Annotated in this window: 20 protein-coding genes; 7 read left to right on the top strand and 13 right to left on the bottom strand. The window is 45.8% G+C overall.

All coding sequences use genetic code 11. The features are described 5' to 3' along the window. Positions 1-11: 11 nt before the first annotated feature. The gene (locus tag AC0IYG_RS00940; protein ID WP_471709156.1) at positions 12-473 is read right to left on the bottom strand and encodes a hypothetical protein; all 462 of its coding nucleotides are present in this window, start codon (positions 471-473) and stop codon (positions 12-14) included. An 11-nt stretch (positions 474-484) separates the two neighbouring features. Then, complete coding sequence (locus AC0IYG_RS00935; RefSeq protein WP_471709155.1) at positions 485-1,417, bottom strand: heme-binding domain-containing protein; 933 nt, start codon at positions 1,415-1,417, stop codon at positions 485-487. 223 nt (positions 1,418-1,640) lie between these two features. On the opposite strand from AC0IYG_RS00935, the gene AC0IYG_RS00930 reads away from it, so the two are divergent. After that, positions 1,641-2,237: a Crp/Fnr family transcriptional regulator gene (locus tag AC0IYG_RS00930; protein ID WP_471709154.1), complete on the top strand. Its 597-nt coding sequence runs from the start codon at positions 1,641-1,643 to the stop codon at positions 2,235-2,237. 11 nt (positions 2,238-2,248) lie between these two features. Here the strand turns inward: AC0IYG_RS00930 and AC0IYG_RS00925 are convergent, their stop codons facing one another. Continuing rightward, the gene (locus tag AC0IYG_RS00925; RefSeq protein WP_471709153.1) at positions 2,249-2,842 is read right to left on the bottom strand and encodes a hypothetical protein; all 594 of its coding nucleotides are present in this window, start codon (positions 2,840-2,842) and stop codon (positions 2,249-2,251) included. Positions 2,843-3,007: 165 nt separating this feature from the next. On the opposite strand from AC0IYG_RS00925, the gene AC0IYG_RS00920 reads away from it, so the two are divergent. From AC0IYG_RS00920 to AC0IYG_RS00910, 3 genes are all read left to right on the top strand, one after another. Beyond that, positions 3,008-4,324, top strand: a complete 1,317-nt coding sequence (locus AC0IYG_RS00920; protein WP_471709152.1) for a hypothetical protein — start codon at positions 3,008-3,010, stop codon at positions 4,322-4,324. A gap of 89 nt (positions 4,325-4,413) precedes the next feature. Then, complete coding sequence (locus AC0IYG_RS00915; RefSeq protein ID WP_471709151.1) at positions 4,414-5,664, top strand: dipeptidase; 1,251 nt, start codon at positions 4,414-4,416, stop codon at positions 5,662-5,664. Positions 5,665-5,696: 32 nt separating this feature from the next. Further along, positions 5,697-6,239 (top strand): antibiotic biosynthesis monooxygenase, encoded by a 543-nt coding sequence (locus AC0IYG_RS00910; RefSeq protein ID WP_471709150.1) that lies wholly within the window; start codon positions 5,697-5,699, stop codon positions 6,237-6,239. A gap of 13 nt (positions 6,240-6,252) precedes the next feature. Here AC0IYG_RS00910 and AC0IYG_RS00905 read toward each other — a convergent pair whose 3' ends face one another. The 8 genes from AC0IYG_RS00905 to AC0IYG_RS00870 form a co-directional block, all read right to left on the bottom strand. Further along, positions 6,253-6,774, bottom strand: coding sequence for a GNAT family N-acetyltransferase (locus AC0IYG_RS00905; RefSeq protein WP_471709149.1), 522 nt, complete (start codon positions 6,772-6,774; stop codon positions 6,253-6,255). A gap of 19 nt (positions 6,775-6,793) precedes the next feature. Next, positions 6,794-7,105, bottom strand: coding sequence for a DMT family transporter (locus AC0IYG_RS00900; RefSeq protein ID WP_471709148.1), 312 nt, complete (start codon positions 7,103-7,105; stop codon positions 6,794-6,796). A 240-nt stretch (positions 7,106-7,345) separates the two neighbouring features. Beyond that, the gene (locus AC0IYG_RS00895; RefSeq protein WP_471709147.1) at positions 7,346-7,717 is read right to left on the bottom strand and encodes a hypothetical protein; all 372 of its coding nucleotides are present in this window, start codon (positions 7,715-7,717) and stop codon (positions 7,346-7,348) included. 95 nt (positions 7,718-7,812) lie between these two features. Next, on the bottom strand, positions 7,813-8,700 hold the full coding sequence (locus AC0IYG_RS00890; protein ID WP_471709146.1) for an FG-GAP repeat domain-containing protein: 888 nt from the start codon (positions 8,698-8,700) through the stop codon (positions 7,813-7,815). After that, positions 8,672-9,388 carry a hypothetical protein gene (locus AC0IYG_RS00885; protein WP_471709145.1) on the bottom strand — a complete coding sequence of 239 codons (717 nt, stop codon included), beginning with the start codon at positions 9,386-9,388 and terminating at the stop codon, positions 8,672-8,674. The genes AC0IYG_RS00890 and AC0IYG_RS00885 overlap by 29 nt, the downstream gene beginning before the upstream one ends. 22 nt (positions 9,389-9,410) lie before the next feature. Beyond that, a complete protein-coding gene (locus tag AC0IYG_RS00880; protein ID WP_471709144.1) occupies positions 9,411-9,896 on the bottom strand; it encodes a hypothetical protein in 486 nt (161 codons plus the stop codon). Between the two features lies 1 nt (position 9,897). After that, positions 9,898-10,368, bottom strand: coding sequence for a Panacea domain-containing protein (locus tag AC0IYG_RS00875; protein ID WP_471709143.1), 471 nt, complete (start codon positions 10,366-10,368; stop codon positions 9,898-9,900). A gap of 102 nt (positions 10,369-10,470) precedes the next feature. Then, a complete protein-coding gene (locus AC0IYG_RS00870) occupies positions 10,471-10,725 on the bottom strand; it encodes a hypothetical protein (RefSeq protein WP_471709142.1) in 255 nt (84 codons plus the stop codon). Between the two features lie 172 nt (positions 10,726-10,897). Between AC0IYG_RS00870 and AC0IYG_RS00865 the strand changes: the two genes are divergently transcribed. Beyond that, positions 10,898-11,227 carry a helix-turn-helix domain-containing protein gene (locus AC0IYG_RS00865; protein WP_471709141.1) on the top strand — a complete coding sequence of 110 codons (330 nt, stop codon included), beginning with the start codon at positions 10,898-10,900 and terminating at the stop codon, positions 11,225-11,227. Between the two features lie 18 nt (positions 11,228-11,245). Here the strand turns inward: AC0IYG_RS00865 and AC0IYG_RS00860 are convergent, their stop codons facing one another. After that, entirely contained in the window at positions 11,246-11,551 is a 306-nt protein-coding gene (locus AC0IYG_RS00860) for a hypothetical protein (RefSeq protein WP_471709140.1), read from the bottom strand. After that, positions 11,535-12,359, bottom strand: a complete 825-nt coding sequence (locus tag AC0IYG_RS00855; RefSeq protein WP_471709139.1) for a DUF4249 domain-containing protein — start codon at positions 12,357-12,359, stop codon at positions 11,535-11,537. The genes AC0IYG_RS00860 and AC0IYG_RS00855 overlap by 17 nt, the downstream gene beginning before the upstream one ends. A 139-nt stretch (positions 12,360-12,498) precedes the next feature. Between AC0IYG_RS00855 and AC0IYG_RS00850 the strand changes: the two genes are divergently transcribed. Both AC0IYG_RS00850 and AC0IYG_RS00845 read left to right on the top strand, forming a co-directional pair. Beyond that, the gene (locus tag AC0IYG_RS00850) at positions 12,499-12,663 is read left to right on the top strand and encodes a type II toxin-antitoxin system RelE/ParE family toxin (protein ID WP_471709138.1); all 165 of its coding nucleotides are present in this window, start codon (positions 12,499-12,501) and stop codon (positions 12,661-12,663) included. A 4-nt stretch (positions 12,664-12,667) separates the two neighbouring features. Beyond that, positions 12,668-12,991 (top strand): helix-turn-helix domain-containing protein, encoded by a 324-nt coding sequence (locus AC0IYG_RS00845; protein ID WP_471709137.1) that lies wholly within the window; start codon positions 12,668-12,670, stop codon positions 12,989-12,991.

The following is a 12,991-nucleotide window of genomic DNA, read 5'->3' as shown; positions in this document are numbered from 1 at the left end:
TGTTGGCTTTATCATGGAAAAACGGCCGCGCGCTGTGAAGTTATAAATGCAATCCGCTGATCCTTTTCAGGCCTGCCGTCGCCAGGTTGGTAACTTTTCCCGGCCCGAAAATCATACTCAAAAGTAAGCGCTGAATCGTTTCTCTTCACAATTTCCAATGTTTCAACAGAATAAATCTCGCCATTCATACTCGTTCCATACCATTGCGGCATCGGCTTTTGCTTCCAGGTTACCAATGTATAATGTGCGCCAATGTTGGGCTTATGCAGCGAATCAGACGCAATTTCCAATGCAAGATCATTTCCATAAAGCATTGAAATGGTGCCTTTTTTGTTATTAAGGATGGATTTGATCACCTTTTGATTTCCGGCATCATACAAATATTCCGGTGCAAGTTGAGCGGTGTTGCGATCGTCGCAGGACAGCATTAAAAGTGCCAGCGAAATGATATATAGTGAAATGGTGGCTTTCATTTTTGATAAAATTAGTTGGTCGGAATGTTGAATACAAAGTCATTTTCAGGAGCTAGCAAGCGATGACAATTCGCGCAAGTTTGTTCGAACAGCACCGTTTTTCCTGTTGGTTTCAGTGCAAGACCATCGAATCTGGCAAATCCCCAACCTTCGGTTGCGCTGTACTTCTTGTTGTCTTTGATCATGAATTGCGCATTTTGAAAGTTGCCCGGCAGCACATTGCCTTCTGCATCCTCCGTCTGTTTTCCCCAAACAACCTTCACAATCCTGGCGCCGTCGGGAAAAGGAAGCTGCCGATCCTTAATGGCCTTCACCATAATATCGTTTCCGTAAACGATCCGCATGCTGCCGCCGTCGAATTTGTCCGTGACACTGATGATCTTCCAGTTTTTGTAATCCGAAGAATGAGGGATTCCGTTTAAAGAAACGGGTGTTTTCGGCGTTGCAACTTGTTGGTTTGAAGAAGCTTGCGACACAATCCGCGCTGTATCTACTTTGTGCCTTCCGGGAAGTGTGTTTACATATTTTTTCAAAACGGCCAGCTCGGATCCGGACACTTTGCCGCCTGAATGTGCCAGCTGATAACGTTTCAAAGGCATCTTTTTCTGTTCAATTGCATTTACGATTTCCCAAAGCAGCAATTCCTGCACGGCCGGCGGATTTTTATCCCATTCAGAAAAATTCAACCGCGATCGCGCCTCATTAATGTCGTGTCCAACCAGGAAAGATGCCGGAGCGATTTTATCAAACCATTCCACTTTCGATTCATTCGAATGGCAATCATAACAAGCCCGTTCCAATATCTGCTTCACCTCGGTCGGAACCACAATTTCACTGGTTACAGGTGGATTTTGAATGTCAGGAGAAATAATTTGCGCTCCCACAAAGATCAGGACGACCACAATTGCCGCAACTCTGTAAAATGTTAACCCGGGCTTTTTCATTTTTAATAATTGTCTGATTACCAATGTCTAAAAGTAGGGTAATACGCAAATATTTACCATTCAAAAAGCATTGATTTAGACAAACCTTGCCGGGAAGCAGACATTCGCGGAGCTGAATTAGACACATCAATTTTTTCGGAAACAAGTAACTTGGTGCTTATTAAATGTATAACTTGTTCTACGGCATCAATTGCCTGTAAAGCCTAAGCCAAAATCTGCATTTATGAAAGTCACAGACGGCACCAAGCCACTACAAAAAATATTGGAAGCACCAGGTTTTATCCTGTCCGAAGCGGTGAAAACGCGGTTTCAGGACAGTATGAAGCGATTTATGATTCCAAAAGGCCGTGTATTGGTGGATATCGGGCAGGTGAGTAAGTGTCTTTATATCATTGAAAAAGGCGCAATGCGGACCTATTATCTGAGAGGTTCCGAGGACATTACTTCGCTTCTTGTATCTGATGGAGACCTTGTGTGCATTGCTGAAAGTTTTCTGATGCAAAAAGCATCGAGTGACGTGCTGGAAACATTGGAAGACACCACGGGCATTTCTATTTTGTATGACGCTTACAGACAGCTGGTTGAAGAGGATGCTTATATGGCGGGCCTGGCTGTGCAGTTATTAGAACAGCATCTGATCAATTTTACAGATCGCGTAAAAGTGTTCAAATATCTGTCGGTAGAGCAAAGAATCGCACATTACATCAGTCAGCCATCATCCCTTTTTCGCCGCATTCCGGATCATTACATTGCCACATATCTGGGCACCACCCCAGCCACTTTTAGCCGGTGTTTGAAGACGATTAATGTGCAAAATTGAGGGGTTAGTTGTCAAAATCTTGCGCTCATTCCCAAATTAACAATCCCTTTATATCCATAACCCAGCTCGGCAAAGCCGCCAAACTTCTTGCCAATGCGCATGCCCAGCAGAGTTAGCTGGCACGTCGGCCATCCGTAAGTTTTGGTTTCACTGGAAATGATTCGATGTTTCGTCCGCACCAGCAAAATCCCGACACCTGTAACGCCATAAAACTGAACATACTGCCCGTCGGAATAGGTAAATCTTGTTTCAAAAGCATTGAAGAAGCTTCTGCTTTTGTACAAATCGGGTGATTCAGTATAATAAGTGCTGTAAGTTGTGTGCCTCGTAAAACCGGATACGAGTGCCAACGCGAGCCGCCGGTGCACCTGATAGCGATAGGTCACCGTATAAGCGTTCGAGAAATCCAATTTTGGCAATGACTGACCAAAAAATGCATTTGAATAGCCTGTAACGGCATCGTCAACGAGCTGTTCTCTTGCTAAGGGTCCATAGCCAAGCTGAATTTCGTGCTGACCGTGTCTTTGCGCGGCACATGGCACATTACCGGCAAAAAATAGGGTAATGCCAATTAAAATGATGTTGATAAAAATGGGTTTTTGCATGGCGAACGGGGTTAGAGCTAATTTTCGACCACACAAAGTAACGTAGCTGATATAATTGTATATCTTGTCTTATGACACGGATTCAACTTGTTCTACGGCATAAATTTGCGTTGTCGTGCGACAAGATTTCCGTGTTTTATTCCTAAACACCAAAAACTTTAAAACATGTTATCAAAGGATCAATCCGACGCGCTCCTGTCGCGGCGCGAAATGTTGGGCATTACCGGAATGGCCGGTTTGGCAGCATTAACAGGCAGTGCAGCATCTGCCATTCCGCAAACTCCGCAAGCAAAACCGCGTATCGCATGCCTCGTCACCTATTGGGGCGCTACGCGATCTCACGCCGACTGGATCATTTCCAAACTTATGGACGGTTACTGGTGGGAGGGAGCCCACACGCCATCGCGCGTGGAAGTGGGTTCCGTTTACATTCATCAGTTTGACACGAGTATTTTGGCTCAAAAAATATGCAAGTCCAAGAACATTCCGATCTTCAAAACCGTCGGTGAAGCCGTTATGCTTGGGGGAAAGGAGCTGGCGGTGGATGGCGTTGTGATCGTAGGCGAGCACGGAGAGTATCCGACAAATCTCAAAGGTCAATGGCTCCTGCCACGCTGGTGGATATACGAAAAGGTGATCCGGGTTTTTGAGGAAAGCAAACGTTCCGTTCCTATTTTTAATGATAAGCATCTTTCATACAATTGGGATGAAGCCAAATGGATGTTTGACAAATCCCGTGAGCTCAATTTCCCGCTGACCGGCGGCTCTTCTATTCCCACTTATTTTCGCAAACCTGAGATCGAACTGGATATGGATACGCCTTTGAAGCATTCGGTTGTCCTTGGCGGCGCGCCGGATGAGGGCGCTTTGTTCCATTGCGTGGATGTTTTGCAAGCATTTGTAGAGCGGCGCAAAGGTGGAGAAACGGGCGTGAAATCGGTGCAAAGCATTCGCGGAGCCGACACCTGGAAATGGACAGAGGAAAATCTCTGGGCTGGCAAGCTGCTTGAAGCGGCAAGAATCAGTTTTGATCTGAAACCAGGCCATTTTCAGGAGATTAGCAAACCAAATGTGTGCATTATCGAATACAATGATGGAACAAAAGCGGCCATTTACAACACCCAGGACGTAGGCTGGACTTACGCTGCCGAAATCGAAGGGAAAAAAGAATCGACCATTATATCGATGCTCGGCTGGCCCGGACCATTTGACCAATATCACGCCTCCAATTCCCAGCCGCACTGGATCACAGAGATGATGGTAACCAAAAAAGAGCCATTCAACGCAGAACGGCTGCTTTTGTCCACCGGCATCACGGATTACTATATGGAATCCAACTGGGAAAACGGCAAATATTCACCCGTTGGCCGCCGCCTCGAAACGCCATTCATGAACATGAAATACCGCTCCACCCGCGGCCCACAATTCAGCAAAGGCGAACGCCCTCCCAAAAAGCCTTATGTGAGGGGATTTGATGAATGATAAAAAATCCAGATTTTACTTGCCTGAATTTAAATTAGCTGACTGCTATCCCGTAAATTACTTTTCTAAAATCAATCATTGACCTCCGCATGAAACGCAGAGACGTTATAAAATCCCTGACCCTTTTGCCGGTGACTGGCAGTATTCTTTCAAAACAATCGATCTTAAATATTCCCGCTGCGGGCGGAAAACCCATGCCTGATCTCCATCGGGATGCGTTTGTAATGGATGGACATACGCACGTGATGAGTCGTGAGCTGATATTCAAAACCGACATTGGGCAGCGTTATAAGGATGGAACGGTGGATCTTCCCAGAGCGAAAGAGGGCGGATTGGATGCGATGTTCTTCTCGGTTTACACGCCTGAAAACTATTATCCCGGCCGATTTGAGACAAAAAACACGTTGCGCGTTGTAAACCTTGCACTCGATCAGATTAAGAAAAACAATGCGGTGATCGAGCTAGCATTGACTGCTTCCGACATTGAACGCATTAATAAAAAAGGCAAAATGGCCGCTTTCCTCGATCTGGAAGGCGGTTATGACCTTTATGGCGACCTCGATATGCTGCGAGCACTTTACAAGCTGGGCCTGCGCGCAATGCAGCTGACGGCTCACAGCACGACAAATGCCTTCATAGATGCCTGCAATGATGTTTACACCTGGGGCGGCATCAATGCGCACGGAAAAGCGGTGATTAAAGAAATGAATGATCTCGGAATGGTCATTAATGTCGCTCACGCATCCAATGACGCCATTATTCAGTCTGTCGCGGCCAGCCGTCACCCGGTTATTTACAGCCACGGCGGCTTTCACAAAATCGTGGACCACCCGCGCTGCATTACCGACGAAGCTGCAAAAGCCATTGCCTCGAAAGGCGGTGTGATCGGTGTACATTTCGGAAGTCTTTTTAATAATCCAAAATACTGGGCTTGGCAAAAACCGAACAATCCCATTAGGGTGCAGCCCAATCCACAACCCAAAACGCCGCGCATCCTGGCCTCACAGGTTACAACGCAAACCATTGAGGATGTGGACAAAGAGTTTGCACGTGAGCTTCCGTTCACTTTCAAAGGCACGATCCCCGACGAATACTGGATGCATGTGGACCAGCTTGCAAAAGTGATCGATTATGGTGTGAATCTTGTCGGTGAAGACCACATTGCGCTCGGCTCCGACTTGGATGGCGGGCCGGAATTGCCTCGCGAAATCAAAGACATCAGTGATTTTCCGCAGATTACCATTGCGATGCAAAAGCTCGGTTATACGGATCAGCGGATTAAAAAGATCCTGGGCTTGAACTGGCTCCGCGTTATCCGGCAGGTGACCGAGGGTAAATGACATTTATTCATTAAAATATTTAGCAGCGCCTTATGCCCATTCACGTAGCAATCACCCGAAAAGTGCTTCCCGGAAAAGAAGATGAGTTTAAAGAAGCTTTGCGGCACTTTTTGGGCGATTCATTTTTGCACGGTGGTGTGCATGGCGCGGCAATGATCACGGCGCTTCCGGGGAGCGACAATCGTGAGATCGGGATTCTACGCACGTTTGCAGACCAGGCGGAGCGTGATGCGTTTTATAATTCGCAGCTTTTCAAAGACTGGGAAGCTTATGCGTCCACTTTAACAGAAGAACCCGTTTATCGCGAGCTCACCGGTTTGGAAGCATTCTTTCGCTCGCCGGGTGCTCCGCCGAAGTGGAAAATGGCCATTGCAACGCTTTGCGGCGTTTTTCCCACCAGCATGTTCTTGTCATTTGTGCTTGGCCCTCACATTCAGGAACTGCATCCGGCGTTGCGGACATTGCTTGTTGCAGCCTGCATGGTTGGCATGCTAACATGGGTTGTAATGCCGCAGGTTACTAAGCTGCTCCGGCCGTGGTTAACGCGCAAATCGCATCATAATCCAACCCAATAATGCTGCATCGTTGCTATTGCAATGTTTTCTTCATCATAATGTCCGTCTGCTCATCTTCGCCAAACTTGAAAATGTGCTTGCCGAATGCTACAAAGCCGTTTTTCTCATAAAACCGGATCGCTTTCGGATTTTCTTCCCACACGCCAAGCCAGATGTAAAAGCGCCGCTGAGCCTGCGCAATTTCAAGTGCTTTGTCATACAAAAGCTGCCCAACTTTTTTGCCATGAAAAGCGCTTTTGACATAAATCCGCTCAATTTCCAGGGAAGTAGGATCTTGAAGCTCCGTCTGTGCGCGGCCAGCATTAAGCTTCATATAACCGACCGGATTTTCGTCTTGATAAGCAACAAAAAACTGTGATTCAGGATCGCTGAGTTCAGCCGTCATTTTTGCGTCACTGAAATTTTCTGACAAATATTTTTGCATATCTTCCTTCGTGTTGGAAGCTTCAAATGTTTCAAAAAAAGTGTCCCGCGCAATCTGCTGCACGGTTGCCAGATCGGCGAGGGTGGCCTGGACTATTGTAATCTGATCCATGATAAACGTTTTTTGAAGGCTAAGAAATTTTCATGAGCACGATACCGGCCAAAATCAGCAATGCTGCTGTGATCCGCATGGCATTAGCAGGTTCGCCGAGGACAAATGTGCCCAGAATGAATGCGCCAACTGCTCCGATTCCGGTCCAGACTGTGTAGGCGGTGCTTAATGGCAACGCGCGCATCGCCAAAGCAAGTAAGGCAAAGCTTGCGATCATGGCAACAATGGTAATGGAGGTGGGGACGAGCCGGGTAAAGCCTTCCGACTGCTTCATAAAGTAAGACCAAACGACCTCTAAAAGGCCTGCGAAAACCAAATAAATCCAAGACATGACATTGACCTTTAAGGCCGGGCCGTCCCGAATCGGTTCCCACTATGGGGGAGGTCGTCCTCCTGCTTTGCGCCGGTTTGTAATAACCCGGCACCGTTACAAAAATACTATTTTCTGCCTGATCCGGCAAAGCTTCTTACTGCTTTAACATTTACTTTTTGACTATCTGTTTCATATCTGGCTCATAAAAAAGGCCTATAATCTGCTGATTACAGGCCTTTTTCGTCAATATTAACAAATCTATTTCTTTGCTTCCTTCACAGCTTTTATCGGAAAATCACCGTATTGCGACGACACGATGCCGGTTAGCGTATCGCCCTTTTGCATAAAGCTGTATTTGAAAACACCCGCCTGAGAATCCGTGGTAAAAGTTACTTTTCCCTGGTCAACGGTCAGTTCTTTCATTTCCTGCTTTTCCGTGTCCCCGACATAACCGGTTGTTTTATTGTCTTTTTGCTCGAAAGTCATAAAGCCCGATTCATATTCAGGCGGAACGTCGCTGATAAGATATTTCCAGGTGCCTACAATGTCATCGGCTGTGACGGCCTTTTGTGCGGCAATTGATAAAAAGCCAACTGCGATAATCATCAGGAAGTAATGCTTTGTTTTCATCTTGAATCAATGTTTTGAATGTAGAAAGGCAATTGACCTATGTCCGACAAATTAACATAAATTCAGCTGGCGTGCAAAAAATGCAATGAAAAGTCCTATCGCGTCGTGTTTTCCAGCACAATAATGGACGGACTTTCGGAAAGCCACTTTTTCCCTAATCCTGTTTTATCACCTTGCGGAAGGAAATAAACGAACGAGCCGAGCACCAGATCCACATCGCCATCCGCATCCATGTCGCCCGCGTCCATCACCACCCATCTTCCTTTTGATGACTCCGGAAATGTATGGTCTTCAAATTTAAGGTTGCCCTTATTATGGAGGTAAATGAAGCTTTCTTCCGGGTAACGCGCGTAATCCGGGAAAAACGAAATCGCCGCAATGTCCATGTCGCCGTCCAGGTCATAATCGCGCACCATGGCCTTGTAAGCGCCATTTAAATGATAAAAATACGACTGGCTGAAATTGCCTTTTCCATCATTTTGAAAAATATAAATACCATGATATTGCTTCAAAACAGGCGTTTTATCCGCATTGTCGCCGCACACATACACAATGTCATCAAAACCATCCTTATTGAAATCGGCCAGTTCAATGTATTGCGATCCGTTGAGTGGCAGAAAGGTTAGCAACCGCTTTTCCTCGAAATTTCCCGATCCTTTATTTACATACAAAAAAACACCTTCATCGCCCTGCGCCATCAGCACGTAAATGTCCGGCAGGCCATCGTTGTTGGCATCTTTTATGACAGCGGAAATCGCACCCGGCTTCTCCCGCAAAATCCTTTTCTCATAACCGCCGCGACCATTGTTTTCATACCAGGCCAATTGACCCGTTTCGTTACCAAATTCGCAGGCTAGGACATCGTCAAATCCATCTTTATTCAAATCTCCGTATGCCATCGAAACCGGGCGTCGTAAATTCGGGATTCCAATTGCTCCCAGCGTTAGCTTTGAATCAGCATGGTTTTTGACTAATCGCTGCATGGCGCCGTAAGGTGCGTCGGTTGGGAAAATGCCTTTTCCAGCCGTTGTGAGATATATTTCTTTTGATTTTTCGTAAAACTGGACGGGCGTGGCTTCCAGCGGAAGGCTGTATATTTTCTTTGAGATCGGGGGTTAGCAATGTTAATATATGCTGCCTTGGTTTTGAATCGCTGAACAAAATGCCACGCTTATCCGGAAGGATTTTCACCATGGTTGTCAATGCAGGGCGGTGCGAAAAAGCAGTTTCACGATATTTGAAATGCTCTAATCCCATGTGGATTTTGCTTTTGCGAACGGGGTCCGGAATGCTGTCGGGAGCGAGGCCGAGATAGTATTTTCGGATTTTGTCCCAATCTGCTTTTGCCAAAATGGGCGTTTCGGGAAAGACATTTGCTTTGCGAACAAAGTCGCCGCTAACGCCGGGGTCAAACAATGTATCCGGCCTGAACCCACCTTCATATACGCCCATGCGATTGCCCATTGCGGCAAGCACATCTTTCCAATTGTGTTTGGTTAAAAGCGCCGGTGTGACAAATGCGTGACAGCGGCTGCAATGTGCAACAGCAAGCTCCTCCCCGGAAAGCCCCGAAGCCGGCGGCTCGTGCAATGCAACTTGCTCATTCTGCTTTTTCGCTTTACAGCCAATCAGGAGGTAAAATGCTATGCTAAGGAGGAGGATTGGTCTCATATACGAAGAACCGAAAAATTTTTCAATCCCTGTAAATTTCATGATCTCTGTCCAGCCAAACCAGAAAAAATGCAGACGCAAGCCTGAAACCATGCACCCGCGCTCGCTGGCTCACCCTGAGTTCAATAAAGTTAATGTCTTCGCTAATCTTCTGAAGCACCGCACTATTGGGGAGTAATTGCCGATTTTTGTGATGCGTGCAGCCCAAGCCGGTTTTGTTCCCGGCCGTTCCTCCCGACCGCAATATTTCTGGCCAAGGCGTTTGAGCGAGCTTTTTTAAAAAGCCGCTGAATAATTTCAACTCGCTTTGATCCCAATCGGAAAAGCATTGGTGCTCAGTGTCAATGTATTTGAGGCTAACGTATGGATTCTCGTCTCTGCCTGTATGAAAGCCAAATAGTGCTCTTTCGACGGAGGTTAAGGCAGTCTCTTTTGGCTCCGCTTTGGATCTGCCTGCACTGTCTGGGATTAAATATTTCGCTGTCTTTTTGTCTCGTTTATCCTTCATTTTAAGAAAGCAATGATTGATAATATTGCATCATGCTTTCTTTTGAAATGATTTGGTTGCAGCGAGCTTCCAAAGGCAGGTTTCCTCTGGCGCTTAACCATGGCGATTCTTCATGTGTCAGTTGTTCGAGCGAACGCGCACTTTTTTCACCGTAAACTCGCTGCACCTCAAAAAGTATTTCTTCCAATTCAGCTGAAATCGGATTTTCACACGCGCAGGTTGGCAAGCTTTCAAAACCATAAAGTTTGAAGCGATCGTAAATTGAGGGCAACACAGGTCCGTGCGTCCAGGCCTCGAAATCTTCCTGAAAAAGAGACGATCGTTTTAAGGCAAGTGCCCAGGCTTGGGCATAATAAATCAGTTTTTGAAGTTTCAGGTGTGTTATTGAATCTCCCGCTTCTCTGTCTATCTGGCATACAAACCAGTTGGCAACATCAAGTGGGCTCAAATTATACGAGGCAATTTCGGTCATGATAAGTGTGTTAAAGTGAATGCCTTATGTACATTAATATTTACAGTCGACGCTGGTAAAAGTAAGAAGATGATTTGAAACACACTAATCGCCTTTTTACAATCAAACCCAAACTCCTTCCTCCACCAAACATTGCTTCAAAAATCCGGTTGCGGATGATTCGGAATAATCGGTGATGAATGACTGGGCGGAGGGGGTGTCCATGAAGCGGACTACGTTTTCGAGCATTGGTTCCTTGCCGGCGGCGCTGATGATGAATGCGGTTATGCGGACGATTTCTTCGCCGGATTCGTTGCGGTCGCGGTGCAGGCAGATTTCGGTCTGCGTTTGCGGAAGAATGATGATTTTGAAGTTCATGTGTGTAAATGGTTTGTTAGAGATGAAGCCAAGCATCTTGTATTCTTAGATTGCTATCTTTACAAATCTTAATTTAGAGCATAATAATAGTTCAAATGTATAATTTTTGTTGATAAAAATTAACAATAGTAAAATATATTTTATAGAAGTTAATAAAAGTAATACTTGTTAGATGACCGAAAGGATTATTGCTGTTTTTAAGGCACAACATTTAAACCAGAAATCAGCGGCTCAGCTGCTCAATCTTTCGGGCGCAAAGATGAGCAAAGTAATGTCTGGTGAGCAGACATTGCCCGGTGAGGCATTTGGCATTCTAATCAAAGAATTTGACATTCATCCGAACTGGCTGTTTGGCTACATTGGCAATGCCGATGAGGTTATTTATATGAAGGACCTCGTGCCGAAAAGCGAGATTGAACTGCGCGATAAGCAGATTCAGGAATTAAAAAATGAGCTGGGGGACGTTTACAAGCAACTCGCTGAGGAACGGCGGGTTAAGTAATTCAAATCGTAATCTACATTACCAAAACTTCGGCTTTTCCGTTGTTCCGCCCTGCAAGCGGCAATCCGCACAACTTGGTGGCGTGCCGAGCACAAATTCACTGCGCAAGCCCGCATATCCGATCAGTAATGCAGTGGTTTCCAGGCCGCAATTGTAATTGCTGATTGGTTTACAAGCTACATCAAATGTATCCGCAGGCATGCAAGTCGCATATTTTCCAAGCCGCGGCGCTATCGTAAGCCGCTTTGTTTCTTCCGTAGAAGCGCTGAAATAGCCGAAAACAAGATCTTTGGCATTCGCTGTATTTTTAATGTTGCCCGTCACCTGCGAAGGCTGCGGGTCGAAACAGTGTTCCCGTTCCCTGCGTGGTCTTTGAAAGTGTGGTCCAATATTCAAAAGCGGGGCGGGTTAAGCCATATTGTCGCACCAAAACGCTGTATTTGATAAAAAGCTTGTTAGTAGAAACCGGCACTTTAAAAATCGGCAGATCCTTGATCACATCGCTCGACAGCTTCACCGTGGTTCCGAGCAAAATGCTGCCCGATCGCTGATTTCCCCAGCATTGGTTAATGTCTTTGGTGCGGGTAACATACTTCTTATCAACGACTTCAAGGTAAGAATTAAAGGCTGCGCGATATTCCCAGGTTTCTTCGAATTTCCATCTGTAAAACTGCGTTTTGCCCTGCGCGTCATGTGCATTAACGTAAAAAACCATGGCGTCCTGAAAGCTGTCAAACTTCGTGGTAACACTGTCGATCGGAGGCGTGACACTAACGGTTACATATTCTGACAAATATTCTTTTCCGTCCTGGGTTTTTACACGAAGGCGATATTTTCCGGCGCGGTCGTAAATTTTTGGAGGCAGCGTATAAAGGCCTGTGCGGGATTCTGCGAAATCATATTGTTCACCGGATTCCGCTTCAACCGAAACGGAAGCGCCCGATTCAAAAGTCGGCCCGGCGCTTTCATTTACATTTTGCGTTCTGCTCAGTTCAATCCGGCTCGTATCCTGGCCCACATTCAAAAAACCATCGATAACAAGGTAATTTTCAGGTGAATTGACCTCAGGCGGTGAGAACGGCTCGATACAGCTGTCCATAAAAAACAGCAAAGCGCAGGCAACAAGCTTCAAGTAAACGATGTGTCATCTAATCTTTTCTTACTAAGGTCTGAAATTGCAACTAAATCACGAAGCAATCCCACGAAATTATCATCAGATGGTTACATAAATTCGTAAGGGGTCAAATTGAAGTCGAATAAAGTTTCTAAATTTGGAAACTTTTGGTAGTTTGAGAGATACTGATGATTTGCAACGACTTGAAACTTCCCTTGTTATTGCAACGCACGGTTTTGTGAAAAAGACTAACAAAACTCCGCAAAACGAAATAGAGCGGGCTTTGCAGATCAGGACAAAATATTTTCAACGTAAATCTTAACACAATGGAAAAAGCAATGAAGTCTTATACGCTTGCCGAGCTGAAAGACAAATATGTAGGCAACGTTGGCACCACTGAGCGGGAAGCATACGAATATGAGCTTAGTATGGACGTTTTGGGCAGACTTATCAGGGCTGCACGGAAAGAGCGAAATCTTACGCAGGAACAATTGGGCAAGTTAATCGGAGTCCAAAAAGCACAGATTTCGAAGATTGAAAGCAGCAGTAATAGCGCCACTATTGACACCATTATTAAAGTTTTTCGGGCATTAAAGGCAGAACTCCATTTCAATGTCCGGTTCGATAACAGCTATATTCAGCTTCAATAA

Source organism: Dyadobacter sp. AC419 (genome assembly GCF_979253085.1).
This window is presented reverse-complemented; position numbering and strand designations above follow the sequence as displayed.

Coding starts and splice junctions, on each gene's coding strand:
- AC0IYG_RS00940 (WP_471709156.1), bottom strand. CDS start 473: ATGAAAGCCACCATTTCACTATATATCATTTCGCTGGCACTTTTAATG.
- AC0IYG_RS00935 (WP_471709155.1), bottom strand. CDS start 1,417: ATGAAAAAGCCCGGGTTAACATTTTACAGAGTTGCGGCAATTGTGGTC.
- AC0IYG_RS00930 (WP_471709154.1), top strand. CDS start 1,641: ATGAAAGTCACAGACGGCACCAAGCCACTACAAAAAATATTGGAAGCA.
- AC0IYG_RS00925 (WP_471709153.1), bottom strand. CDS start 2,842: ATGCAAAAACCCATTTTTATCAACATCATTTTAATTGGCATTACCCTA.
- AC0IYG_RS00920 (WP_471709152.1), top strand. CDS start 3,008: ATGTTATCAAAGGATCAATCCGACGCGCTCCTGTCGCGGCGCGAAATG.
- AC0IYG_RS00915 (WP_471709151.1), top strand. CDS start 4,414: ATGAAACGCAGAGACGTTATAAAATCCCTGACCCTTTTGCCGGTGACT.
- AC0IYG_RS00910 (WP_471709150.1), top strand. CDS start 5,697: ATGCCCATTCACGTAGCAATCACCCGAAAAGTGCTTCCCGGAAAAGAA.
- AC0IYG_RS00905 (WP_471709149.1), bottom strand. CDS start 6,774: ATGGATCAGATTACAATAGTCCAGGCCACCCTCGCCGATCTGGCAACC.
- AC0IYG_RS00900 (WP_471709148.1), bottom strand. CDS start 7,105: ATGTCTTGGATTTATTTGGTTTTCGCAGGCCTTTTAGAGGTCGTTTGG.
- AC0IYG_RS00895 (WP_471709147.1), bottom strand. CDS start 7,717: ATGAAAACAAAGCATTACTTCCTGATGATTATCGCAGTTGGCTTTTTA.
- AC0IYG_RS00890 (WP_471709146.1), bottom strand. CDS start 8,700: ATGCAGCGATTAGTCAAAAACCATGCTGATTCAAAGCTAACGCTGGGA.
- AC0IYG_RS00885 (WP_471709145.1), bottom strand. CDS start 9,388: ATGAGACCAATCCTCCTCCTTAGCATAGCATTTTACCTCCTGATTGGC.
- AC0IYG_RS00880 (WP_471709144.1), bottom strand. CDS start 9,896: ATGAAGGATAAACGAGACAAAAAGACAGCGAAATATTTAATCCCAGAC.
- AC0IYG_RS00875 (WP_471709143.1), bottom strand. CDS start 10,368: ATGACCGAAATTGCCTCGTATAATTTGAGCCCACTTGATGTTGCCAAC.
- AC0IYG_RS00870 (WP_471709142.1), bottom strand. CDS start 10,725: ATGAACTTCAAAATCATCATTCTTCCGCAAACGCAGACCGAAATCTGC.
- AC0IYG_RS00865 (WP_471709141.1), top strand. CDS start 10,898: ATGACCGAAAGGATTATTGCTGTTTTTAAGGCACAACATTTAAACCAG.
- AC0IYG_RS00845 (WP_471709137.1), top strand. CDS start 12,668: ATGGAAAAAGCAATGAAGTCTTATACGCTTGCCGAGCTGAAAGACAAA.